The organism is Burkholderia sp. IT-111MI5, from assembly GCF_949752865.1.
GTDB lineage: Bacteria > Pseudomonadota > Gammaproteobacteria > Burkholderiales > Burkholderiaceae > Burkholderia > Burkholderia pyrrocinia_C.
The window spans coordinates 707,310-731,009 of the sequence record NZ_CATKIF010000011.1 but is presented as its reverse complement, the minus strand read 5'-3'; the positions used below and the strand labels follow the sequence as shown (position 1 = coordinate 731,009).

At 70.2% G+C, this 23,700-nt stretch carries 24 protein-coding genes; 15 read left to right on the top strand and 9 right to left on the bottom strand.

From position 1 onward, the window contains the following. The first annotated feature begins 52 nt into the window (after window positions 1-52). From ACM6JT_RS11465 to ACM6JT_RS11415, 11 genes are all read left to right on the top strand, one after another. On the top strand, window positions 53-532 hold the full coding sequence (locus tag ACM6JT_RS11465) for a prepilin peptidase (RefSeq protein ID WP_105390876.1): 480 nt from the start codon (window positions 53-55) through the stop codon (window positions 530-532). A 19-nt stretch (window positions 533-551) separates the two neighbouring features. Further along, window positions 552-1,580, top strand: coding sequence for a Flp pilus assembly protein CpaB (gene cpaB / locus ACM6JT_RS11460; RefSeq protein WP_414856504.1), 1,029 nt, complete (start codon window positions 552-554; stop codon window positions 1,578-1,580). Window positions 1,581-1,642: 62 nt separating this feature from the next. Further along, on the top strand, window positions 1,643-3,022 hold the full coding sequence (locus ACM6JT_RS11455) for a type II and III secretion system protein family protein (RefSeq protein WP_414856503.1): 1,380 nt from the start codon (window positions 1,643-1,645) through the stop codon (window positions 3,020-3,022). Between the two features lie 15 nt (window positions 3,023-3,037). Beyond that, a complete protein-coding gene (locus ACM6JT_RS11450) occupies window positions 3,038-3,421 on the top strand; it encodes a CpaD family pilus assembly lipoprotein (protein ID WP_034179892.1) in 384 nt (127 codons plus the stop codon). A gap of 22 nt (window positions 3,422-3,443) precedes the next feature. Beyond that, window positions 3,444-4,667 carry an AAA family ATPase gene (locus tag ACM6JT_RS11445; protein WP_034179891.1) on the top strand — a complete coding sequence of 408 codons (1,224 nt, stop codon included), beginning with the start codon at window positions 3,444-3,446 and terminating at the stop codon, window positions 4,665-4,667. Then, complete coding sequence (locus tag ACM6JT_RS11440) at window positions 4,664-6,064, top strand: CpaF family protein (RefSeq protein WP_131947757.1); 1,401 nt, start codon at window positions 4,664-4,666, stop codon at window positions 6,062-6,064. The genes ACM6JT_RS11445 and ACM6JT_RS11440 overlap by 4 nt, the downstream gene beginning before the upstream one ends. After that, complete coding sequence (locus ACM6JT_RS11435; protein WP_414856502.1) at window positions 6,061-7,038, top strand: type II secretion system F family protein; 978 nt, start codon at window positions 6,061-6,063, stop codon at window positions 7,036-7,038. The genes ACM6JT_RS11440 and ACM6JT_RS11435 overlap by 4 nt, the downstream gene beginning before the upstream one ends. Further along, window positions 7,035-7,979 carry a type II secretion system F family protein gene (locus ACM6JT_RS11430; RefSeq protein ID WP_217590623.1) on the top strand — a complete coding sequence of 315 codons (945 nt, stop codon included), beginning with the start codon at window positions 7,035-7,037 and terminating at the stop codon, window positions 7,977-7,979. The genes ACM6JT_RS11435 and ACM6JT_RS11430 overlap by 4 nt, the downstream gene beginning before the upstream one ends. Then, on the top strand, window positions 7,976-8,836 hold the full coding sequence (locus ACM6JT_RS11425; protein WP_034179887.1) for a tetratricopeptide repeat protein: 861 nt from the start codon (window positions 7,976-7,978) through the stop codon (window positions 8,834-8,836). The genes ACM6JT_RS11430 and ACM6JT_RS11425 overlap by 4 nt, the downstream gene beginning before the upstream one ends. After that, window positions 8,833-9,261, top strand: a complete 429-nt coding sequence (locus ACM6JT_RS11420; RefSeq protein WP_414856501.1) for a TadE/TadG family type IV pilus assembly protein — start codon at window positions 8,833-8,835, stop codon at window positions 9,259-9,261. Before ACM6JT_RS11425 ends, ACM6JT_RS11420 begins: the two co-directional genes overlap by 4 nt. Beyond that, window positions 9,254-10,294, top strand: coding sequence for a TadG family pilus assembly protein (locus tag ACM6JT_RS11415; RefSeq protein ID WP_131947761.1), 1,041 nt, complete (start codon window positions 9,254-9,256; stop codon window positions 10,292-10,294). The genes ACM6JT_RS11420 and ACM6JT_RS11415 overlap by 8 nt, the downstream gene beginning before the upstream one ends. Here the strand turns inward: ACM6JT_RS11415 and ACM6JT_RS11410 are convergent. Together ACM6JT_RS11410 and ACM6JT_RS11405 are read right to left on the bottom strand one after the other, a co-directional pair. Beyond that, window positions 10,258-11,520 (bottom strand): glycosyltransferase family 87 protein, encoded by a 1,263-nt coding sequence (locus ACM6JT_RS11410; RefSeq protein WP_414856500.1) that lies wholly within the window; start codon window positions 11,518-11,520, stop codon window positions 10,258-10,260. The two genes, ACM6JT_RS11415 and ACM6JT_RS11410, sit on opposite strands and share 37 nt — an antisense overlap. Before the next feature lie 18 nt (window positions 11,521-11,538). Continuing rightward, window positions 11,539-12,615, bottom strand: a complete 1,077-nt coding sequence (locus ACM6JT_RS11405) for a glycosyltransferase family 2 protein (RefSeq protein WP_414856499.1) — start codon at window positions 12,613-12,615, stop codon at window positions 11,539-11,541. Window positions 12,616-12,841: 226 nt separating this feature from the next. On the opposite strand from ACM6JT_RS11405, the gene ACM6JT_RS11400 reads away from it, so the two are divergent. Beyond that, window positions 12,842-13,216 carry a phage protein NinX family protein gene (locus tag ACM6JT_RS11400; RefSeq protein WP_414856498.1) on the top strand — a complete coding sequence of 125 codons (375 nt, stop codon included), beginning with the start codon at window positions 12,842-12,844 and terminating at the stop codon, window positions 13,214-13,216. A 57-nt stretch (window positions 13,217-13,273) separates the two neighbouring features. Here ACM6JT_RS11400 and ACM6JT_RS11395 read toward each other — a convergent pair whose 3' ends face one another. Together ACM6JT_RS11395 and ACM6JT_RS11390 are read right to left on the bottom strand one after the other, a co-directional pair. After that, window positions 13,274-14,263: an ABC transporter substrate-binding protein gene (locus ACM6JT_RS11395; RefSeq protein ID WP_131947765.1), complete on the bottom strand. Its 990-nt coding sequence runs from the start codon at window positions 14,261-14,263 to the stop codon at window positions 13,274-13,276. 153 nt (window positions 14,264-14,416) lie between these two features. Continuing rightward, on the bottom strand, window positions 14,417-15,295 hold the full coding sequence (locus ACM6JT_RS11390; RefSeq protein ID WP_414856497.1) for a LysR substrate-binding domain-containing protein: 879 nt from the start codon (window positions 15,293-15,295) through the stop codon (window positions 14,417-14,419). Between the two features lie 100 nt (window positions 15,296-15,395). Here ACM6JT_RS11390 and ACM6JT_RS11385 point away from each other — a divergent pair, with 100 nt between their 5' ends. Beyond that, window positions 15,396-16,958, top strand: a complete 1,563-nt coding sequence (locus ACM6JT_RS11385; RefSeq protein WP_414856496.1) for an MFS transporter — start codon at window positions 15,396-15,398, stop codon at window positions 16,956-16,958. Window positions 16,959-17,251: 293 nt separating this feature from the next. Here the strand turns inward: ACM6JT_RS11385 and ACM6JT_RS11380 are convergent, their stop codons facing one another. The 4 genes from ACM6JT_RS11380 to ACM6JT_RS11365 all read right to left on the bottom strand — a co-directional run bounded on the left by ACM6JT_RS11380 (window position 17,252) and on the right by ACM6JT_RS11365 (window position 21,516). After that, window positions 17,252-17,683, bottom strand: a complete 432-nt coding sequence (locus ACM6JT_RS11380) for a DUF1090 family protein (protein ID WP_217590628.1) — start codon at window positions 17,681-17,683, stop codon at window positions 17,252-17,254. Between the two features lie 300 nt (window positions 17,684-17,983). Then, complete coding sequence (locus ACM6JT_RS11375) at window positions 17,984-19,141, bottom strand: LysR family transcriptional regulator (protein WP_414856495.1); 1,158 nt, start codon at window positions 19,139-19,141, stop codon at window positions 17,984-17,986. 73 nt (window positions 19,142-19,214) lie between these two features. Next, a complete protein-coding gene (locus ACM6JT_RS11370) occupies window positions 19,215-19,943 on the bottom strand; it encodes an aspartate/glutamate racemase family protein (protein ID WP_034179877.1) in 729 nt (242 codons plus the stop codon). Window positions 19,944-19,965: 22 nt separating this feature from the next. After that, window positions 19,966-21,516 carry an NCS1 family nucleobase:cation symporter-1 gene (locus tag ACM6JT_RS11365; protein ID WP_175748592.1) on the bottom strand — a complete coding sequence of 517 codons (1,551 nt, stop codon included), beginning with the start codon at window positions 21,514-21,516 and terminating at the stop codon, window positions 19,966-19,968. A gap of 232 nt (window positions 21,517-21,748) precedes the next feature. Between ACM6JT_RS11365 and ACM6JT_RS11360 the strand changes: the two genes are divergently transcribed. Beyond that, complete coding sequence (locus tag ACM6JT_RS11360; protein ID WP_161785049.1) at window positions 21,749-21,988, top strand: hypothetical protein; 240 nt, start codon at window positions 21,749-21,751, stop codon at window positions 21,986-21,988. Between the two features lie 198 nt (window positions 21,989-22,186). Beyond that, entirely contained in the window at window positions 22,187-22,741 is a 555-nt protein-coding gene (locus ACM6JT_RS11355) for a DUF3005 domain-containing protein (RefSeq protein ID WP_105392129.1), read from the top strand. Window positions 22,742-22,807: 66 nt separating this feature from the next. Here the strand turns inward: ACM6JT_RS11355 and ACM6JT_RS11350 are convergent, their stop codons facing one another. Continuing rightward, window positions 22,808-23,572: a DUF4397 domain-containing protein gene (locus ACM6JT_RS11350; protein WP_034179873.1), complete on the bottom strand. Its 765-nt coding sequence runs from the start codon at window positions 23,570-23,572 to the stop codon at window positions 22,808-22,810. Window positions 23,573-23,700 lie beyond the last annotated feature (128 nt).

The following is a 23,700-nucleotide window of genomic DNA, read 5'->3' as shown; positions in this document are numbered from 1 at the left end:
CCGCAGCGGTAGAACGTATCCAGCCGGGGGTGCGCCGATGGACGGCTCTCCCATGCTCACTCTCGTGCAGTCGGTGGCCACGGTCGTGCTGGCGTCGCTCGCGGCGCAGGACCTGCGCGACCGGCGCCTGTCCAATCGCGCGGTGCTGGCGTTCGCGATGCTGTATTTCGTCGCGGCGGCGCTCGCTCGCGAAGGGCTCGCGCCGCTGGCCGGCCACCTCGCGACCGCCGCGGCGATGCTGCTGCTGTTCGGCGGCTTGCGCCACGCGGGCTGGATCGGCGGCGGCGACGTCAAGCTGGCGGCGGCGGTATTCCTGTGGGCCGGCCCGACGCTGGCGTTCCCCGTGTTGACGATCGTCGGCGCGGGTGGCGCGTTATGCGGCCTCGCCGCGCTCGCGGCCGTCGCGTGGCAGCGGCGCGTCACGCCCGCCCGCGCCGTCGCCGCGCGCGGCGTGCCGTACGGGCTCGCGCTCGCGCTCGGCGGTGCGCTGGCCGTCTGGGCGCCGTTTCCGCACGCGGTTTCGCTTACCTAGCCGGGGGACGCACGCCGCCATGCCCAAACCTCTGAGAATGGCCGTGCTGATCATCGCTGCCGGCATCGGCGCATTCATCCTGCGCGAACTGTACGTCGCCGCGTCGACGCCGTCGGCACCCGGCGAACCGGATCAGGCGCGCGTGCGCGTCGCGGCCGCCGATCTGCCGGAAGGGCTGCTGCTGCGCGACAACGATCTCGCGTGGAAGCGCATGCCGCGCGCGCAGGTGCCGCCGGGCGCATTCGTCGAGTCGCAGCCGGGCGCCGACCTGAAGGGCGCGCTGCTGCGCAACCGCGTCGGCGCCGGCACGCCGATTCGCACGGACAACGTGATTCCGGCCGACGCGCCGGATTTTCTCGCGGCCGCGCTGCAGCCCGGCATGCGCGCGATCTCGGTGCCGGTCGACGACGTGTCGGGCAACGCGGGGCTGATCCAGCCGGGCGATTTCGTCGACGTGGTGCTCACGCAGCAGATCGGCGGCTCGGCGACGTCGCCCGGCACCTTCGAAGCGGAGACGGTCGTGCGGCGCGCGCGCGTGCTAGCGGTCGGCTCGGAATTCCAGCGCGCGAAGACGCCCGCGAGTGCGCCGGACGCGACGGCGCGCGCACGCACGGTCACGCTCGAGGTCGCGCCACGCACCGCGCAGGTCGTGCTGGTCGCGACGCGCCTCGGCTCGCTGTCGCTCGCGCTGCGCAGCTTCGCGACCAGCGACCGGCGGCAACCGGCGGGCGGCGACGAGCAGGAGCCGGATACGCAGCCGGTGTGGGCCGGCGACGTGTCGCGTGCGGCCCGCGAGGCCGCGCGCGCGCAGTCCGCCGGGCCGGCGGCCGGCAGCGCACGGCCGACGGGACAGGGCAGCACGGTCGTGATCTATCGCGGTTCGTCGATCGACGACGGGTCGCGCGGCGGCGGCATCGGCACGCCGGGCCTGCCGCCGCTGCCGTCCGGCCTGCCGGGGATGCAGGGGATGCCGGCGCTGCCGGGCGGCGGCAATGTGGCGGCGGCGGACGGGACGGCGCAGCCGCCGCGGGCGGCGGTGCCGCAATGACGGATCGACGGAGCGGGCCGGCCGTGCGGCGGCCGGTATTTGACGGGATGACGGGAACACGCATGGTGCGCATCGTTCGCTGGATCGCTCTCTGGTGCCTGGCCGGCCTCGTCGCGCCCGGCGTTGCGTTCGCGCAGGGCGTGCGCACGCCGGACGCCGGCGCGGCGCTGTCGATCGCGACCGGCAAGGGCGAGCTGTTGTCGCTGCCGGAGCCCGCGGTCGCGATGTTCGTCGCCGATCCGACCATCGCCGACATCCAGGTGCCGTCGCCGCGCACCGTGTTCGTGTTCGGCAAGAAGGCGGGCACGACCACGCTGATCGCGCTCGGCGCGAACCATCGGCCGATCCTGCGCAGGACGGTGATCGTGCAGGTCGACACGGCGTCGCTGCAGACGGTGCTCGACAGCCGCTTTCCACAGATGAAGCTGACGGTGTCCGGCGCGCCGGGCTCGCTGATGGTGTCGGGCAAGGTGCCGGGCGCGGCCGACGCGGACGCCGTGATGCAGTCGCTCGCGCCGTACCTGCACGACAAGGAAAAGATCGTCAACCGGCTGACGCTGTCGCGCCCGATCCAGGTGAACCTGCGCGTGCGGGTGACCGAGGTGAGCCGCAACGTCACGCAGCAGCTCGGCATCAACTGGAGCTCGCTCGGCGCCGCCGGCAACTTCGTCGGCGGGCTGTTCAACGGGCGCACGCTGTTCGACCCGACGAACGGCCTGTTCAACCTGTCGCCGACCGGCGCATTCTCGGTGCTCGGCGGCTTTCGCGCGGGGCGCTGGTCGATCGACGTCGTGCTCGACGCGCTCGATCAGGAAGGGCTGATCACGATGCTCGCGGAGCCGAATCTGACCGCGATGTCGGGCGAGACGGCGAGCTTCCTCGCGGGCGGTGAGATTCCGATTCCGGTTGCGCAGAGCGGCAACACGGAGGTGATCACGGTCGAGTACAAGCCGTTCGGCGTGTCGCTCGACTTCACGCCGACCGTGCTCTCCGACAACCGCATCAGCCTGAAAGTGCGGCCGGAAGTGAGCGAGGTCGACGCGAGCAACAGCGTGACGACGGGCAGCATCAGGGTGCCGGCGCTCACCGTGCGACGCGTCGAGACGACGGTCGAGCTGTCGAGCGGGCAGAGCTTCGCGATCGGCGGGCTGCTGCAGAGCCAGACGGCCGACACCGTGTCGCAGATTCCGGGGCTCGGCCGGCTGCCGATCATCGGCCGGCTGTTTTCGTCGAAGAATTTCCAGGACAACAAGACCGAGGTGGTCGTGATCGTCACGCCGTACATCGTGCAGCCGACCGGGCCCGGCCAGCTCGAGCAGGCGATCGACACCGTCGCGCGGCCGAGCAGCGATCTGGAGTTCGCGGTGCAACACAACCTCGGGCTCGACCTGCTGTCGGGCGACACGCCGCGCCTCGTCGGCGCCGCGGGCTTCGTGTACTGAACCGGAGGGGCGCCCATGCGAGTTCGAACCACCGTCTCCGCACTGCTGCCGCTGGTGCTGGCGGGCTGCATGTCGGCGCCGCCGCCGCTTAACCTGCCCGACGCGCGGTCGATCGGCTTCGACGGCGTGCAGGCGGTGCGGCCCGACTGCGCGAAGCTGATGCAGCCGTCGCATCTCGTCGACGCGGGCTTCGGGCGGCCGGGCGTGCCGTTCGGCTGCGCGACCTACACGAACCTCGCGGCCATGCTCGCGCGGCCGCAGGATCTCGTCGCGCCCGTGCCGTACGGCGGCGCCGACGCGGAAGTCGCGGCCGGCGCGGTGCGCCGCTACGTCGAGGATCGCGTGAAGCAGCCGACGCCCGGCAGGACGCAGACGACGACCGGCTCGCCCGGCCATTGAACCGATTCCCGAGGCCATCGCGATGCTGCCCATGAACGTCCTCGATCGCCAGAACGCCAAGCGCGCCGCGTCCGCCGGCGCGACGGATCTCGTCGCGGTCGTGTCCGATCCCGGCAGCGAGGACGTGATCCGGCGCGTCGCGCACGATTTGTCGATCACGCGTGCGCACCTGCAGACGGGCACCTGCGACGACGCGATCCGGTTGCTGCAGCAGCACGAGCGTTCGCCGCGCCAGCTGGTCATCGACGTGTCGGATTCGGTGCTGCCGGTGTCGGACCTGATGCGTCTCGCCGACGTGTGCGATCCGTCGGTGCGGGTCGTCGCGATCGGCACGCAGAACGACGTCGGGCTGTTTCGCAACCTGCTCGGCATCGGCGTGCAGGACTACATCGTCAAGCCGCTGACCGTCGAGCTGATGCGGCGCGCGCTGACGGCGACGGAATCGGTCGTGCAGGTGCGCACCGGCAAGATCGTCAGCTTCGTCGGCGCACGCGGCGGCGTCGGCGCGACGACCATCGCGGTGAGCCTCGCGCGCTGCCTGGCGGGCGAGAAGCGCCGCCGCGTCGCGTATATCGACCTGAACCTGCATGGCGGCGGTGCGAACTCGATGCTCGGGCTGTCCAGCAACAACGGGCTGGTCGAGTTGCTGAACATGGAGCAGCGCCCCGACGACGCGCTGTTCGACCGCATGTTCGTCACCAAGGGCGACCGCCTGCACGTGCTGTCGGCCGAGCTCGCATACGGCGCCGACGTGCCGCTGGGCGACGGGGCAATCGCGCGCCTGGTCGATATGCTGAAGGACCGTTTTCATTACGTGCTGTTCGACGTCGGCAGCGGCGCCGGCAAGCTGTTCGAGGAGGCGCTCGAGGCGTCCGATCTCGTCTACGTCGTCGCCGACCGCTCGGTGCACGCCGCGTACGAATCCGCGCGGCTCGCGCGCTTCATGCAGGAGCTGCCGGGCGAGCGGCAGCTGTCGATGGTGCTGAACAATCCGCTCGCGCCGGTCGCGGGCCGCGTCGAGCCGGCCGATTTCGCGAGCGCGTTTAGCGGCGCGACGCTGCGGGAGCTGCCGCACGAGCCGCAGACGCTCGCGGTCGCCGAAAACCTCGGCGAGCCGATCGAAGGCGCGAAGCGCCACGGCTTCCTGGACGGGATCCGGCAGCTCGCGAACGGCATCACCGGCGAACCGATGGCCGTCGTCGAACCGTGGTATGCGCGCTTCGTCAAGTGGAGGAAAGGATCGTGACGTTCGGTAACCGCAACCGTCCTTCGCCGGACCCCGCGCCGGCCGCCTCGCCCGCGGCGCCGCGCGCGCCGGCGCCGGAAATCGCGCCCGCGCCGCCGCCGGCCCGCGCGCCCGCGGCCGCCGACGCTCACGAGTCGCTGATCCGCTCCGGCAAGTTCGACGCGATCCGCACCGCGGTGTTTGCGTCGATGAACATGTCGGCGGCGCTGATGAAGACGCGCGACGAAGTGCGCGCGGGCATCGAGCAGGTGGCGGCGCACACGGTCGAGCGCGAGCGCCTGAAGATCACGGCCGGCGAGCAGGTGCTGATCGTCGACGCGATCCTGAACGACATGTTCGGCGTCGGCCCGATCGAGCCGCTGCTCGCCGACGAGACGGTCACCGACATCCTCGTCAACGGGCCCGACCAGGTCTACGTCGAGCGTGCGGGCCGGCTCGAGCTCACGTCGCTGAAGTTTCGCGACGACGCGCACGTGACGAGCGTCGCGCAGCGGATCGCGGCGGCGGTGGGCCGGCGCGTCGACGAAAGCAGCCCGATGGTCGACGCGCGCCTCGCCGACGGCAGCCGCGTGAACGTCGTGCTGCCGCCGATCGCGATGCGCGGCCCGTCGATCTCGATCCGCAAGTTCGCGAAGCGCGACATCACGCTCGCGCGGATGGCGCATCAGGGCAACATCTCGCATCCGATGCTGCAGGTGCTGAAGGTGGCGTGTACGTGCCGGCTGAACATCGTGATCTCGGGCGGCACGGGCTCGGGCAAGACGACGCTGCTCAACGCGCTGTCCCAGCATATCGAGCAGCACGAACGGATCGTGACGATCGAGGACGCGGCCGAGCTGCAACTGTTGCAGCCGCACGTCGTCAGCCTCGAGACGCGGCCGGAGAATACCGAGGGGCTCGGCGGCATCTCGCAGCGCGACCTCGTGCGCAACGCGCTGCGGATGCGGCCCGACCGCATCATCCTCGGCGAGATTCGCGGCCCGGAGGCGTTCGACGTGCTGCAGGCGATGAACACCGGCCACGACGGCTCGATGACGACGATCCACGCGAACTCGCCGCGCGACGCGATCAGCCGGCTCGAGAGCATGGTCATGATGGCGAACGCGAACCTGCAGCTGCTGTCGATCCGGCGCCAGATCGCGAGCGCCGTGCACCTGTTCGTGCAGGTCGAGCGGATGCGCGACGGCGTGCGGCGCGTCACGCGGATTACCGAGATCGTCGGGATGGAGGGCGAGGTGGTCATCACGCAGGATCTGTTCGCGTTCCGTCAGGAGGGCGAAACGACGCGCGACGCGGTCAAGGGCGTGTTCGACGCGTCGTCGCTGCGGCCGGCGTTCGCGGCGCGCGCCGCGTATTACGGCGTCGAGGATGCGCTCGCCGAGGTGTTCCGCCAATGAGGGCCGCCGACGTGTTCGCGGCAGGCGCGTTCGTCGTGATCCTCGCGATCGGGCTCGCGCTGTCGTCGCTGCTCGATCGCGCGCGCCGCACGCCGGAGCAGCGTATTCGCGAGCGGATGCGGCGCCTGTCGCCGTTGCTCGCGGGCCGCGACGGGGGCGCGGCCGACGGGGCCGCCGTCGCGCTGTTCAATCTCGAACGCCGGCAGGGCCGCGCGCGCACGTGGCTGCGGCGCCACCTGACGCGCGTGCGCGCGGTCGGCGGCGAAGGCGGCGTGCGGATCGTCGTGGCCAGCACGATCGCCGGCGCGATCGCGGCGATCGTCGCGGTGAAGCTGATCGGGCCGCCGGACTTCCTGCGTCCGCTGATCTTCATTGGACTGCCGCTGCTCGCGATGCGCGCCAGCTACCGCTCGCTGATCGATCGCTTCCGGATCCGTTTTCTCGAAGCATTCCCGGACGCGATCGACCTGATCGTGCGGGCCGTGCGCGCGGGCATTCCGGTCACGCAGGCGATCAGCACGGTCGGCGACGGCGCGGCCGAGCCGGTGCGCTCGACGTTCCGCACGATGGGCGACAGCCTGCGGGTCGGCGCGGATCTCAAGGACGTGCTCACGCAGGCGGCGGACCGGCTGATGATCGCGGACTTCTCGTTCTTCACCGTCTACCTGCTGCTGCAGCGCGAAACCGGCGGCAGCCTCGGCGAGACGCTCGACGAATTGTCGAGCATCATCCGCACGCGTCGCGACATCCGCCTGAAGACCCGCGCGCTGACCGCCGAAGGGCGGATCACGACGAAGATCATTTCGGCGGTGCCGTTCGTGATGATCGGCGCGCTGTTCCTCGTGAACCGCCCCTACGTGATGCTGCTGTTCACGACGCATGCCGGCAACACGATGCTGACGATCGCCGCCGGGCTGCTGACGGTCGGGCTGCTGGCGATTCGCAAGATCTCGAGACTGGATACCGCGCGATGACGATGTCGATGCTGGCCGCCCGCGGCCTCGAACTGCTGCTGTTGCTCGCCTGCGTCGGCGTGGCGCTCTTCACGCCCGGCGGCGGCACGCGCCGGCGCATCGCCATGCGCGTGCAGCAGGCGGCCGGGCAGCGCGCGCCGTCGCTCGCGGCGGGGCGGCTGCAGCCGGGCGAAGTCCGCCAGGGCCTGACGCGCCGGCTCGCGCAGCTCGGCGAGCGGCTGCCGGTGCTCGACCCGATGCAGCGCGTGAAGCTCGGCCTGCAATTGGCGCGTGCGGGCTTTCGCGACCGCCGCGCGGTGTCGTCGATGATCGGCATCAAGCTGAGCTGCGGCGTGCTGTTCGCGGGCGTCGCGATCGTGTTCAGCCCGTACATTCCGCGGCTCGGCGAATACTTCGTGATCCGCGCGCTGGCGATGATCGCCGCGTTCGTGATCGGCGTGATCGTGCCCGAGTACGTGCTCGGCGCGATGATCCGGCGGCGGCGGCGGATCATCGCCGCGTGCTTTCCGGACGCGCTCGACCTGCTTGTGATCTGCACGATGGCCGGCAACAGTCTCGCTTCGGGCATCCGGCGCGTCGCGCACGAACTGGCGCGCATCTGCCCGCCGCTCGCCGACGAGCTGACGGTGTGCGCGGACGAACTCACGCTGAGCGGCAACGTATCCGCCACGCTCACGCATTTCGCGACGCGCGTCGATTTCGCGTCGGCGCGCTCGCTCGCGACGACGCTCACGCAGTCGCAGCGGTTCGGCACGCCGATCACGCAGGCGCTGCGAACCCTGTCGCGCAGCGAGCGCACCGAGCAGATCGTCGCGCTCGAGGAAAAGGCTGCGAAGCTCGCGCCGAAGATCACGCTGCCGATGATGCTGTTCATCCTGCCGACGGTCGGCCTGATCGCGGCGGGCCCGGCGGCGATTCGCCTGCTCGAGGTACTGAAATGACACGATCCGTCGTACGCGCGTTTGCGCTCGCGGCCGTGCTGCCGCTGCTGGCCGGCGGCTGCGGCGCGCCGGGCGTCCAGACGCGGCCGGTGCTGTCGCACAAGAGCGACGACCCGCAGGCCGAACTGCGCATCGCGGACAGCGCGCTCGCCGGCGGTAACGTCGATCTCGCGTCGACGCTGTACGAGAAGGTGCTCGCGAAGCATCCCGATTCGCTCGCGGCGCGGCTGGGGCTCGGCGACGTCAACTATCGCGCCGGCGACCTGGAGCGCGCGCGGATCCTCTACGACGAAGCGCAGCGGCAGTCACCCGCGGAGCTTGGCCCGCGGCTCGGGCTCGCGCGCGTCGCATTGCGGCAGCGCCGGCTCGACGAAGCCGCGCAGCGCTATCGCGACCTGCTGGCCGCGCAGCCGAACCATCCGCTCGCGGCGGAAGGGCTCGGCACCGTGCTCGACCTGCAGGGGCGCCATGCGGATGCGCAGGCCGTGTATCGCGACGCGCTGCGCGCGCACCCGGACGCGCAGGGGCTGCGCATCGACCTCGGGCTGTCGCTCGTGCTGAGCAACCGGCCGCGCGAGGGCGTGAACGTGCTGCTCGACGTCGCGGGGCTGCCCGATGCGCCGTGGCAGGCGCGCCAGAACCTCGCGTTCGCGTATGGCGTGCTCGGCAACACCGATTCGGCGAAGAAGCTGCTGTCCGCGGACCTGCCCGCGTCGGCGGTGGCCGACAACCTGCGCTTCTACCAGGCGGTGCGCGCCCGGCTCGCGTCGCGCGGGGCTGCCGGCGGCGCGCCGCCGCTGTCGGGCGCGGTGCTGGAGTCGGGCGTCGCGCCGCCGGGAGCGGGGGCCGCAAAATGACACGCGGGGCGACGCTCGCCCGCCGCGCGCGCGGCGTCGTGTCCCTCGAGTTCGTGATGATGCTGCCGTTCCTGCTGATGGTGCTGATCGGCATCATCGACACGAGCCTGATCCTGTGCGACAAGGCCGTCATCACGAACGCGAGCCGCGAGGCTGCGCGCGCCGGCGTCATGCTGCGCGTGCCGATGCTGACCACGACGCAGATCGCCAACGTCGCGCAGACCTACATGCAGAACAGCCTGATCACCGGCGGCACGCCGACGTCGCCGGCCGTGACCGTGACCCAGGCGAACGGCACGACGTCGGGCACCGCGCTGACGGTGACGGTGACCTACACGTATTCGGGGATGGTGCTCGGTTCCGCGTTCAGTGCGCTGACCGGCCCGGTGACGGTCTCGGCCACTTCGGTGATGCTTTATGAATGACGCGGGCGACAAGCGCGCTCCCGGCCCCGTGCGGCAGCGCGGCTCGGTCGCGCTGTTCTTCCTGCTGTTCCTGATTCCGCTGCTGTCGTTCGGCGCGCTGGCGATCGACGTCGCGTGGGTCGCCACGGTGCGCAACCAGTTGCAGAACGCCGCCGACGCGGCCGCGCTCGCGGGGGCCGACGCGATGATGTCGCCGAGCGGCGGCGCGTTGAACTGGTCGCAGGCCGCGCCGGCGGCAAACGGCGTGATCGCGCAGAACTCGGCGGCCGGCGCCGCACTGTCGACCGGCACGGTGACCACCGGCTACTGGAACGTGACGCGCAGCCCCGCATCCATGCAGGCGACGACCATCACGCCCGGCTCGTACGACGTGCCGGCCGTGCAGGTCACCGTGACGCGCGCACCGGGCGTGAACGGCGGCTCGATTCCGCTGCTGCTCGGCGGGCTGCTGGGGATTCCCGGCGCGTCCGGCAGCGCGACCGCGGTGGCGGTGCTGGCCGCGCCGGGCGGGGTGGCGGCCGGCGGGCTGTTTCCGATCGCGATCGACCAGTGCGTGTACAACCAGTACTGGAACGCGGCGACCAACCAGCCGCTGATCAATCCGCTGACGGGCCAGCCGTACGAGTTCTCGATCACGAACGGCCAGACCTACGGCACGCTGTGCATGGGCGGGCAGTGGACGTCGTTCCAGTCGACGGCGTCCGACACGACGACGATGGGCGGGCTGATGGTGACCGGCAACCCGACGACGCTCAATATCGGCGACAGCATCTACCTCGCGACCGGCGTGAAGGCGACGCTCTACACGTCGGTGCCGGTCGGCACGACGGTGGTGCTGCCGGTCGTCACGCAGACGTCGACCAGCACCTACGTGCCGATCGTCGCGTTCGCGGCGTTCCGCATCGACGTGTCGCTCGGCGGCACGTACAAGTACATCCAGGGCCACTTCGTCGCCGGCGTGAAGATGACCGGCGTCGCAACCGGCGTCGGGCCGTACTACGGCGTGTACGTGCCGCCGCGGCTCGCGCTGTGAGCGCCGGACCGCGCACGGCGCAGCAGCATGAGGAGGGCGGCGAGCGTCACGACCGGGCCGATCTGCGGCAGCAGCAGCCCCGGGTTCAGGTATTCGTAGAGCGGCAGCGCCCACATCAGCGCGATCGTGGCCTGCTCGCCGCGCAGCCAGCCGTCGCGCCAGCCGATCGCCAGCATGCACGCGACCGCGATGCCGAGCCACGCGAGCTCGTAATGCCACACGTACGGGTTTGCCGCGAGCGTCGCGACCGCCAGCACCGCCGCGCGTAAGCGGGTGTCGCGCGAGCGCGTCCACACGACGCATGCGGCCGCGATCGCGATCGCCGCGACGCACGCGTGCGCGGCATACGCGGCGCCGAGCGGCAGGCCGGCGAGGCGAAACGCCGCGAACGGCGTCGGCGACGCGAACCAGAACATCACGCCGTGCTCGAGAATGAGCGCCCGCGCGAGCCCCGTGTTGGCGACGAACAGGCGCAGCGACTCGACGCCGCACACCAGCACGCTCAACGCGCCTAACGCGGCCGTGGCGAGCGCGGCCCACGCGATCGTGCGCCACGCGCGCGCGGCGACCAGCACGAACGGGAACAGCAGCGCCATCTGCGGCTTGACCGACAGCAGGCCGATGCAGAGGCCGGCCCACATCGGCCGCCGGTCGGCCCAGTAGACGGCCAGCGCCGCGCACGAAGCGGTCAGGAACGCGTTCTGCCCGAGCATCGCGGTGACGAACACGCACGGGGCGCCGACCAGCGCGAACGCGCCGATGCGCCGCACGCCGGGCGTCGCGCCGAGGCCCGACACGCGCCATGCGGCAAACCCGAACACGACGATGCCGAGCGCGACGAATAGCGGATAACCGATCGCAAAGGGCAGCAGTGCGAACGGCGTCACGAGCAGCAGGTAGGTGGGCGGGTACAGCCACGCGACGAGGCCTTCTGTGCGGAAATACGGGAACATCGAGGCCGCCAGCCGCGAGAAGGTCGGGAAATCGTACGCCTGCCATGGTGCGCCGTGCAGCATCACGTACGACGCCGACCAGAACACCGAGTAGTCCGCGCCCGGGCTCGCGATGGTCGTGCCCGGCGTGTAGCGGATCACGTACGCCCAGATCGCCAGGAACAGCGCGTGGAACACGAGCACGAACGCGCTGTACGCGACGACGCGCCGGGGCGTCAGCCATGCGCGGACGGGGCGCTCCGCCGAGCGCATCGATTGCCGGGGAATGTCCATGCGCCGCGTGCCCGTTGGTTACTTGACGGAGATTTTCCTGGCGGCGTGGCCGGCGGCCGCGGGCGTCGCCGGCCGGCGGCGGGCCGCATGCGCGCGCTTGAGCGGGAACTGCAGCAGCTTCGACGCCGGATGCGTGGCGGCATCCCGCTCGGCGCGGTAGCGCCCCCGCACCAGATAGACCGGGCGCTGCTTCGACTCGTGATAGATGCGGCCGAGGTATTCGCCGATCACGCCGATGCCGACCAGCTGGATGCCGCCGATGAACAGCACGACGGAAATCAGCGACGCGTAGCCATGCACCGGGTTGCCGAGCAGCAACGTGCGCACGACGATGAACGCGCCGTAGACGAGCGCGAGCATCGCGAACGTGAGGCCGACGTAGGTCCACACGCGCAGCGGCACCGTGCTGAAGCTCGTGATGCCTTCGAGCGCGAAGTTCCAGCGCTTCCATCCGGAGAACTTCGACCGGCCGCCGCTGCGCGGCGCGCGCGTGTATTCGACGATCGCGGTGCGAAAGCCGACCCACGCGAACAGGCCTTTCATGAAACGCCGCCGCTCGGGCAGCGCGCGCAGCGTGTCGACGACCTGACGGTCCATCAGCCGGAAATCGCCGACGTTCTCCGGCATCTCGACTTCGGAGAGCCGGTTGTGCACGCGGTAGTAGAGCGCGGCGGCCAAGCGCTGCATCAACGGATCGCACATGCGGTCGGTGCGCTTCGCGGCAACGACCTCGGCGCCCGCGAGCCAGCGTTCGATCATTGCGGGAATCAACGCGGGCGGGTCCTGCAGGTCGGCGTCGATCAGGATCACCGCGGCGCCGGCCGCTTCGTCGAGGCCGGCGGTGAGCGCGGCTTCCTTGCCGAAACGGCGGGTGAGATCGACGACGCGCACGCGCGGGTCGCCGGCCATGACCTCGAGCAGCCGGTCGAGCGTGCTATCGCGGCTGCCGTCGTTGATGCAGACGATCTCGAAGCGGACCGTGTCGAGCGACTCGAGGACGGGCAGCGTTTCGGCAAAGAATGCGTCGATCGTTTCGTCTTCGTCGTGAAACGGCACGACGAGCGAGACCAGCGGCTTTCTGGCGTGCGTGGGCATGCGTCCCCCGAGAGATCCGGCCTGCGCTGCACCGTATGGATTCGGTTGTCGTCCATCGCAGGCCGGACGACAGGCGTTACGATCATTGTAGGCAGAAATCGGCGATTCGTAATACCGATGCGCGGGTTGTGCGGCGGGTTGTTGCGCCGTCGACGCACGGTTCGCCGCCGGCCGTCGGCGCGCGCGGGCGCCGGGACGAGGTTTTTCGATGTCGAAGGAGAGCGCGATGCAAGTTCAGGACCTGACCGGCGCGGCGCTGGACTACTGGGTGGCACTGGCCGAAGGCCTCGGCGCACCGTGCGTCGCGGGCGGCGCATGCCGGGCGATCCGCGAGACGGGCGGCGCGAGCGTGTCGTTCGCGCCGTCGTCGTCGTGGGCGGACGGCGGCCCGATCGTCGAGCGGCTGCCGTTCGCCGCGTTCGAGCGCGACGGCGGGCGCGGCGCGTGGCGGGCCGTGCTGCACCGTGCGGTGCCGGCCGCCGGCGAGCGCTGCACGTTCAACCAGTCGGGGCCGACGCTGCTGATCGCCGCGATGCGCACGCTCGTCGCGTCGACCTTCGGCGACGACGTGCCGGATCTCGACATGTCGAAACCGCGTTGAGCGTAGCCCGTCGCGTTGCGGCGCGTGGTGCTCGTTGCTTCTGGTGCCTCCTGCCTTCTATCCGGCGGACAGATTCCGGATTGCGATCGACGCGACATCGACGCGCCGCGGCAGGATCGCATCCGCCGCCGCGCGATCGGCGACGCGTTGCAGCACGTCGATGTCGGCGCCGCTGAGGCTGCGTTGCGCGAGCGCTGCGCGGCGCGCGATGTCGGCGGCCGCGTCGGGCGGCAGGCGCGTCAGCGACGCATAGACGGTCGCGTAGTCGGCCGGGTGCGCGAGCGCCCATTGGCCCGCGCGGGTCAGCCGTGCGAGCACGTCTGCGAGCGCCGCGCGTTTCGCGCGGTCGTCGAGCGTGTCGACCGGCGACGTGAGGAACGCGAGCCCCGAATTGATGCCGCTGCCGTCGCGGATGATGCGCGCGCCGCGTCGCACCGCATGGCCGTAGTACGGGTCGAAGGTCGCCCAGATGCCGATCCGCCTGGCTTCGAATGCGGCGAACGCATCGACGGGCAGCACGAAACGCACGTCGACGTCGCGCGGCGCGAGACCGTGTTCGCGCAGCGCGCCGTACAGCTGATATTGCGAGATGCTGCCGCGCGCGGACGACACGACGACGGTTTGCCCTTTCAGGTCGGCGACGGTGCGGACCGGCGAGTCGGGCTGCACGACGATGCCGAGCGACGCCGGTGAGCCGACGCGCGTCGCGACGATCCGCAGCGCCGGATCGCCGAGCGCGGCCGTCAGCACGGGCAGGTCTCCGGCCGGTGCGAGATCGATCGCGCCCGCGCGCTGTGCCTCGAACAGCGGCGCGGCGCCCTGGAAATTGGCCCAGCGGAACCGGTACGGCGTGCCGTCGAGCACGTGTGCGGCTTCGGCCAGCGCGCGCAGGCCGCCGGCCTGGTCGCCGAGCACGAGCGTGACGCCCGACAGGTCGGCGCCGGCCGCGCGGGCTGGCAGTGCGATGCCGCCGGCGAGCGGCGCGGCGGCGAGGGCGGCAAGACGCTGCAGCACGCGGCGGCGTGTCGTGGCGGAAGAGGGGTTCATTGGCGGCATATCCTCGGTGATCCGCGCGCGTGCGGCGCGGCTGCCGGGCAGGTTACGGAATCGGTTTCCGGCCGACAAACATCGAATCGTGAAATGCATATTCGCGTGGCGACGGGCGGGGCGGCCGATCTCGACGCCCAACGCGCGGGCGGCTTATGCGGCCGACGAAACCGTGCGCAGGAACGCCCGCACCGCCGGCGCCTTTTCGAACCGACGGTGCGCGAGCGCGAGTTCCGACATGATCGGCTTGCCGGCGATCGGCCGGTACACGACGCCCGGCAGCGACACGCAACCGGCCAGCGCATCGGGAATCACGGCGACCCAGCCGTTCACGGACACGCACGCGAGCACTGCGAGCAAGCCGCCCGGCCGCGCGGCGATCACCGGCGCGAAGCGGCCGCGGCGTGCGACTTCGAGCGTGCCGAGCTCCTGTTCCGGCACCGCGAAGCGTGCATCGGCGAGGTCGGCCGCGCGCACGGTCGCCATCGATGCGTAGCGCGAATCGGCCGGCACGGCCGCGACGAACACGTCGCGCTGCAGCGTGACGATCCGCAGGCCGCCGGGCAGAGGCAGCGGCGGGCGCACGTACGCGAGGTCGAGCCGGCCCGCGTCGAGCTGGTTCGCGACATCGTCCATCGGCACTTCGCGCAGGTTCAGCTCGATGCGCGGGTGCGCGGCGCGAAACGCGCCGACCGTGCGCTGCAGCGTGCCCGAATAGACGGCGGACGATACGTAGCCGATCTCGATCCGGCCGAGTTCGCCGCGCTCGGCCAGCGCGGCGAGTTCGCGGCCGCGCTGCAGGTGCTCGAACGCGGCGCTCGCCTCGGCGAGATAGGCCTCGCCGGCCGCGCTCAGCGTGACCGCGCGGCGCGACCGGTGAAAGAGCCGCACGCCGAGCACGCGTTCGGCTTCCTGGATCTGCCGCGTGAGCGCGGGCGGCGCCATGTCGAGCGCGTCGGCCGCGCGGGCGAAATGCAGGTGCTGCGCGACGCTCAGGAATGCGCGCACGTGACGGAATTCGAGCCGGTCCATGATTGCAATTTTCGTCAATAAAACAGCATCGGAATGTCAATGACAGGCAATACGGGGCAAGCCTAGCATACGGCTCGTTCATCCTGCTTCGGAGTTACCGATGTCCCAATCCTCTCCGGCGTCGCGTGCGGCCACCGCCCCGCAAGCGGGTGCCCGCCTGCCGGCCGCCGTGACGCTTGCCGTCGCGTCGGCGACCTGTTCGCTGATCGTGCTCGACACGAACGTCGTCGCCGTGTCGCTGCCGAGCATCGCGCGCAGTTTTCATGCGAGCTTCGCCGACATCGAATGGGTCGTCAGCGCGTACATGACCGCGTTCGCCGCTTGCCTGCTGCCGGCCGGCGGGCTCGCCGACCGCTTCGGGCGCAAGCGGATGCTCGGCGCGGGGCTTGCGCTCTTTTTTCTCGCGTCGCTCGGCTGCGGCGTTGCGCCGTCGGCCGGCTGGCTGATCGCCGCGCGCGCGCTGAAGGGCGGCGGCGCCGCGCTGCTGCTGACGGCCGCGCTCGCGGTGATCGCGAATCGTTTTCCGGAAGGGCGCGAACGGGCGCGCGCGTGGGCGATCTGGGGGATGTGCATGGGGATCGCGACGGCGATCGCGCCGCTCGTCGGCGGCGCGATCACGCAATGGATCGGCTGGCGCTGGGTGTTCCTGCTGAACCTGCCGGTCTGTGCGCTGCTGGCGGTGGGCGCGCGCGTCGCGATCGACGAATCGAGCGATCCGCACGCGAAACGCGTGGACGCCGCCGGCAGCCTGCTGTTCGGCGCGGCGCTCGCGTGCGCGATCGCCGCGCTGATCGGCGCACCGTCGCACGGCTGGCTGTCGGTCGCGACGCTCGGCCGGCTCGCGCTCGCCGCCGCGCTGTTTGCCGCTTTCATCGGCGCCGAGCGCTGGCAGGCGCGGCCGATGATCGATCTCGCGCTGTTCCGCCAACCGCGCTTCGTCGGTGCCGTGCTCGCGATGTTCGGTTATGCGGCGTGCGCACAGGTGATGATGACGTTCCTGCCGCTGTACCTGCAGAACGCGTTCGGGATGTCGGCGATCGACGCGGGCCTCGGGATGCTGCCGTTCGCGTTCGCGATGATCGCCGGGCCGTCGCTCGGCGCGGCGCTTGCCGCGCGCGTGTCGTCAGGCGGCGTGCTGGCGGGCGGGCTCGCGCTGATCGGCGCGGGCAACCTCGCGACCGCGGCGCTGACCGCCAGCGGCGACTACCGGCTCGTCGCGATCGGCATGTTCGTGACGGGTTGCGGCGCCGGGATCATGAACGGCGATACGCAGAAGGCGATCATGGCGTGCGTGCCGCCGGATCGCACGGGCATGGCATCGGGCATCAGCACGACGACGCGCTTCTCGGCGATCGTGACGGCCGTCGGCGTGCTCGGCGCGGTGCTGGCGGCGAGCACGCATGCGCGGCTTGACCGGCTGCTGTCCGCCGCGCCCGGCCTGCGCGCGTTCGCCGACGCGCCGTTCATGTCGAGCCTGCTGGCCGGCGATCTGGCGCAGGCGCTCGACCGCGTGCCGCCGTCGGCAGCCGGCGCGCTCGCCCAGGCAGCGCCCATCGCGTTCGCGAGCGGGTTTGCCGATGCGCTCATGGTGAGCGGCGTGCTCGCGCTCGTTGCGTCAGTCGTTGCATACAAGTTGCTTGCGCAACCGATGCGCGACGCGTAGCGGGGCGTTTTGGGCATGTTTCGCACGCGCCACGACAGAATCATCAAGCTTGCGCGTTCCGGTTTCGTGCAGCGTATTCAAGATGTCATCGACGATCGAGAATCTGTTGCACGTGCTCGCTGCGCTGTCGATCGGCACGCGGCCGTACATGCCGGCAGAATTCCATGGACGCGAAGCGTGTGACGTCACGCACGATCCTGTTGTCGACGCTCGGGTCGATCGTGTTGCTGTCGGTGTTGCCGATGATCGCGCGCCACGGCCGATGCCGTGCGCGGCCCGCGGATCGGGTTGCGTCAGCGCTTTAGCGCGTCGCGACCGGTTGCGGCATCGTGCAACGTGCGGGTCGCGTCGTGCAGCTTGCGCTGCTTGTCGGCAAGCTTGCGCTGTGCCTTCGCGAGCTTGCCCGTGTCGCCGCGTGCTTCGGCTTGCCGCAGGTCCGATTCCGCGTTGCGCACTTCAGCCTGCGCCTTCTCGACGTCGCGCTGCTCGTCACGCACCTTGCGTTCGGCGCGCGCGAGCTGGCCCGCGTCCGTGCAGTTCGCGCGGACCTTCTCCAGCGCCGCCTGCTGGTGCATGGCCTGTTGCGTATTGCCGTGCTGCTTCGCGTAGTCGATCTGCGTCTGCAGCGCGTGGATGCGCGTCGCGCAGTCCTGCGTATCGGCCATTGCGGCGGAGCTGGCGAGCAATGCGATCGGGAGCGTGATGGCGATCAGGGTGTTTTTCATCAGGGATTCCTCGGCGTGCTGCCCGTGGCAGAGCTTGTTGTTGGAGACGTGCATGACGACGCATGGCCGTTCGCTGGACTGCATTGTGCAAGGGCGGACCGGCGCTGGTAAATAGGATCAGTCTGACATGCGGTCTGCGACGCGCAGAGGAAAGCGGAGGAAAAGCGCGATCGGATTGGCGGATCGAGCCGGATCGCCGATGTATTGGCCGCGAGCAGGGTACGCGTAGCTCCGTGGCGATCGATGCGACGACAACCGGTGCGATGCGCGTGCGGCGACATGACGCGCGTTCGCCGTGGTTTAGTGCGATTTCGTCGTGTGGCGCTGATGACGCGCGACGCGTGCGACGAGCGGCCGGCGCGCAGCGCGGCAGTGCGTTGCCTTGCGTGCTCGCGGCGGACGTGGCGGCTCGGGCGCGGGCGCCGCCGGTTCGGTTGCGGACGCAACCGCCGCAACCGCCGCTACTGCCGGCAGCGCGGCCTCGGCGTCGAGCCAGCCGCGCGTCGCTTCGGCGATCAGCCCGCGCAGCCAGCGCACGCCTTCGACGCACGATCCCGATTCGTTCCACGTCATCCGGTACACGATATCCGCCGGTTCGACCGGCAGCGCGACCGCGGCGAGCGGCAGCAGCTTCGCGTAGTGCCGCGCGAGCCGGTACGTGGTGGTCAGGATCATGTCGGAGCGCACGAGCGCATGCGCGGCGAGTTCGAAGTGCGGCAGCGTGACGACGATTCGCCGCAGCAGGCCCACGCGTTCAAGCTGCCGATCGATCGCGCCGGACGCTTCGAGCCACGACGGCGTCGGGCACAGCTGCGGCGCTGCCGCGAAATCGGCGGCCGTCGTCGCGCCGCGCCGCGCGAGCGGATGCGTCGCGCGCATCAGGCATACGACGCGATCGTCGAACAGATCGTCCTGCCGGAACCGCGACGAGCGGGCCGGGCGATTGTCGATCACGACGTCGAGTTCGCCGTCGGCGAGTGCGCGCTCGTCGTCGAAACCGTCGCCGAGCGGATGGAACACGAGCTGCGCGTTCGGCGCGCGCTCGCGGAACAGCGCGACGAGCTTCGGCACGAACAGCACGTTCAGATAGTCGGGGCAGCCGATCCGGTAGGTGCGCACCGACGTGCGCGCGTCGAACGTCGGCTGCTGGATGCGGATGAAGTCGATCACGCGCAGCGCGTTGCGCAGCGGTTCGATCAGCCGCGCGCCGAACTCGGTCGGCACCATCCCGTAGCGGCTGCGCACGAGCAGCGGATCGCCGAGCAGCGTGCGCAGCCGCTTGAGCGCGGCGCTCGTCGCCGGCTGCGACATGTTCAGGCGCACGGCCGCACGCGATACGGTGCGCTCGGTCAGCAGCACGAGCAGGATGCGCATCAGCCGTGCATCCAGTACGTCGAGCACGTCCGTGGCGGTGGACGCGTTGCGGGGCAGGGAGGTCGGATCTAGCGGGTCCCGCATGCCGATACGCCTCCCGGCGGCACAGAGCACGAACCCGAGCCCGAGCGCGACGCGGCAGCCGGCCGGCGGCCCGTCATTTTGCGAAGGTTCCCGGCCAGCCGACGATCCGCTTCGGGCGCGGCGGCGCGTATGTGCGGACCTTCGACGTCTTCAGCTTCAGGCGTACCAGCGACTCGGCGAGCGCGACCGCGGCCGACACGCCGTCGACGACCGGCACGCCCGTGCATTCCTCGATCTGCCGGTCGAGGCCGGCCATTCCGCCGCAGCCGAGGCAGATCACTTCCGCGCGATCGTCCTTCACCGCGCGCTGCGCCTGGCCGACGATCGACTCGATCGCGCGGGCCGGATTCTCCTCGAGTTCGAGCACCGCAAGGCCGCTCGCGCGCACCGACGCGCAGCGCGCGTCGAGCCCGGCGAGCTTCAGGCGATCCTCGATCAGCGGCACCGTGCGGTCGAGCGTCGTGACGACCGAGTAGCGATGCCCGAGCAGCATCGCGATGCTCGCGGCCGCTTCGGTGATGTCGACGACGGGCACCGTCAGCAGTTCCTGCAGGCCTTCGCGGCCATGTTCGCCGTAGCCGGCCTGAATCACCGCGTCATACGGCTCGTCGTAGCTCAACACGCGATCCATCACGGCGATCGCCGCGAGGTAGCTCTCGAAGTTGCCTTCGACCGACTCCGCACCGAAGCGCGGCGTCAGCCCGACGATCTCCGTGCCGGGCGACGCGGCGGCCCGCGCCTGCGCGGCGATCGCGTCGGTGATCGACTCGGTCGTGTTGACGTTGACTACCAGGATCCTCATCGGGCACTCCGTATGTGTGGGTTCAGTGTTGCGCGCAGGCGACCGCGATGTGTTCGCCCGAGCGCTCGTCGTATTGCCGTTTGCGATCGGCCAGCAGCCAGTACACGCTGCCCGCGATGGCCGCGCCGAGCAGCCAGGAGAACGGCGTCATCGCGCTGAAGGCCGGCACGACGGCGAGCGTGATCGAGATCAGCGCGGACGGCACGAGCGCCGCGAGCGCCTTGCGGTTCACGCCGCGCGTATAGAAATAGGCACCGGTCGGCGCTTCGGTATAGAGGTCGGGCACGTTCACGCGCTGCTTGCGCACGAGCCAGTAGTCGACCGTGATGATCCCGTACAGCGGGCCGAGCAGTGCGCCGAGGCCGGACAGGAAGTAGACGATCACGATCGGGCTGTTGTACAGGTTCCACGGCAGGATCAGCACGGCAATCGTCGCGCTGATCAGGCCCGCGCGGCGGAACGACAGGCGGTGCGGCGCGAGGCTCGTCAGCACGAAGGCCGGTGCGACGAAGTTCGCCATGATGTTCACGGCGACCGTGACGATCAGGAATGCGAGGCAACCGAGCACGAGGAACAGCTTGTTCGGCACCGTCGCGATGATTTCCGTCGGGCTGTGGATGATCTGGCCGTTCAGCTTGAACTGCGCGCCGGCGAGCACGAAGCTGATCGTCGCGAACACGAGGATGTTCACCGGCAGGCCCCAGAAATTGCCGACCCGCACCGTCTTGGCGCTCGGCGACGAGCGGGCGAAATCGCAGAAGTTGAGCACCAGCGTGCCGTAGATCGCGAGCCACAGCGAACCGCCCGCGAAGACCTCCGTCCACATCTTCACGCCGGTCATCGGCTTGCCGATCGACATCGCGAGATGGCCGCCCGTGCGGCTGAACATCCACGCGGCGAGCGACAGCGTCGTGACGAGGATCACCGGGCCGGCGAGCCCCTCGTACTTGCGGACCATTTCCATCCCGTACGTGAGGATGCCGATCTGCACGAGCCAGATCGCGACGAACGTGATCCAGCCGAGCGTCGACAGCCCGAAGATCGCGTTCCGGTCGAATGCGGCGAGGCCCGGCCAGATCGCGGTGAGCAGCACGCGCAGCACGACGGACGCGAGATAGGTCTGGATACCGAACCATGCGATCGCGATCACCGCGCGGATCATCGCGGGCAGCAGCGCGCCGTAGATGCCGAAGCTCATCCGGCTGATCACCGGGAACGGCACGCCGGTCTTCTGGCCCATGTAGCCGGTGAGGTTCATGAAGCAGTACACGAGCACCGCGCCGATCGCGAGCGACGCGAGCATCTGCCAGCCCGACAGGCCGAGCGCGAACAGCCCGATCGCGAACGAGTAGTTCGCGATGTTGTGCACGTCGTTGGTCCACAGCGCAAAGATGCTGTAGCGGCCCCAGGTCCGGCCCTCGGCCCTGGTCGGCGCGAGGTCGGGGTTGTGCAGCCGCGGGCTCAGCGCGGGGGCGCGCGAGGCCGTGTCGGATCGATGCGATGCGTCGTCCGCGCCGAGCACGAGGCCCGGGCGGTGAGTGGCTTCCAGTTGCACGCCGTTGTCTCCTTCCATGTGCGGGGCGCGAAACCGGCCGCGTATACACGCTGCGCCGGCCTGGCCGCCGTGGACCTTATGTCTCGGATTTGTTCGCGAGTATGGGTGGCCGGCGCGATGATGGGAAATTAAATATTCGGCTGGGCGTCATTTGAAAAATGAATGGAATGCCATCGGAAGTGGTGGCCCGGTGCGGCATGCGAATTGCTCGCCAGCGGGCTCCATCCACATCGACATCAGCGGAGGTGTCATGCAGCGATATTCATTTCGTCATGTATCGCGAGCCGTCTTCGCCGGCATCCTGATTGCGGGCCTTGCGGCAGGCGCGGGTTGCCAGAAGAAGAGCGACAGCGGCGAGTCGGGCGCAACGAGCGGCATGTCGGCCGCGCCGTCCACCGCGCCGTCGGGCATGCCGGGCAGCGGAGCGGCCGGAAGCGGCGCGAGCATGCCTGGCGCGGCTTCCGCGCCGGGCGGCGCGAGCGGCGGCTGAAGGGCGGCTGAACGACTGGGAGGACGGCGCGCAAGTGCGCCGTTCGCGGATCGAGTGCCGTGCGGGCTTCGCACGGGCGCCGGGTGGCGCGCGTGTGCGCGGCCGTGCGCATGAAAGATTTGCAAGGACCGTTGTAGCGATTCCAGGACCGGGCGGCGCCGGCTCGAGCCGGCGCACGCCGGCCGGACAGGAGGTGCGATGCAGAACGCGGAATCGAACCCTGACCCGCAAAAACAGCGGGAACAGATCGAGAAGAGTCCGGTAAAGACGCCGGCGGCCGGCGACATGCCCGACGCGGCGACCCAGGCCGCCGAGGTGGCGCGGCACCCGCTGACGCCGGAGGCGGTCGCGGGGAAAATGCCGACCGGCCTGCCGCCGATCGACGTCGGCGCGCACGCGGTCGACAGCGGAGACCCCGTGCGGCGCGCGGCCGGCCGGATCGTCACGCTCGACAACGCGAACATGGCGATGACCGACAACACGGTCGACGTCGACGGCAAGGGCATGGAAGCGGCCGCGGGCGCATCGGAGTGGCACGACAACGTGATCCATTCGAACGCGTCGCTCGACGACGCGGTCGATACGCCCGACGAAGGGCTCGGCGGGATCGAGAGCCGCCCGTCCGGCAACCTGCCGCAGATCGCGACGCGGCCGGGCTGGCGCGTGCGCCATGTCGGCGATGTCGATATCGCTGTCGAGCATGGCACCGGCACGCGCGCCGAGCATGTGATCCGTCTCGAGCGGGTCGACTGATGCCGAGGCTGGAGATCATCCGGCGGCCGGCGCAACCGCACCGGCCGCCGCGATCGTTTGGAGCCCTTACTGCGGGCCCAGTTCCAGTGCCGACGTATCGGCGTCGTTGCCTTGTGCAACGAGCACGTGAATGTCGTTCGGCGTCACGTCGCCGATCCCGCCCGACGGAATCGTCAACAGTAGCCAGTCGGCGTTGTTGTTGATGGTGACCGGCGCGGTCTTGAGGATCGGTGCTTTGCTGCCGGCCACCGTGACGATCACCTGGTAGCTGCCGCCATTGAGGTAGATCGAATCCTGCGTCGATGCCGGCACCGCGTTCTGGTAGGCCGCGCCCGCCAGCGTCGGGCTTTGCGTCGAGATGTCGGTGCCGGGCGGAACGACGTATACGTCGACGTTCTGCGCGTTCGGCGACGCGTTGAAGCTGCGCACGCGCGCCTTGTCCGACAGCAGGCCCTTGTTGTACGGATCGTCGATGACGGAAATCGCCGACGACTTGCTCGGCAGCGCGATCGTCGTGTAGTGATGGCCGTTCGCCGCGCTGAACGATTGCGCGGCGATGGTCGTCGTCGTGCCCGAGATGTCGTAGCTCGCGTTCTGCGTGCCCGAGTCGATGTCGTGATAGCGCGTCACGCCCTTGTACGCGACACCCGCCTGGTCGATCTTCGCGTTCAGGTAGTAGTCGAGGTTCGGCCCGGCCGGGACCGCGTTGATGAAGCGCGCCTGCGGCTTCGAGATGCCGAGTTCGGTGCCGACGTCGTTGCCGTCGCCGCCGCACGCCGCGAGCACGGAAATGACGGAGCACAGGGCCACCAGTGTTCGTATTGATTTCATGTCGTCCTCTCGTTCAGGGAACCTGCTGGCGACGCGGGAACGCCGCGCTGGATCGCGCGGTGCGCAGCGCAGGTTGGGTGAAGGATGCTGTCCGCCGGGGAGGCGGGCGCGTGGATGGCGCAAGCGAT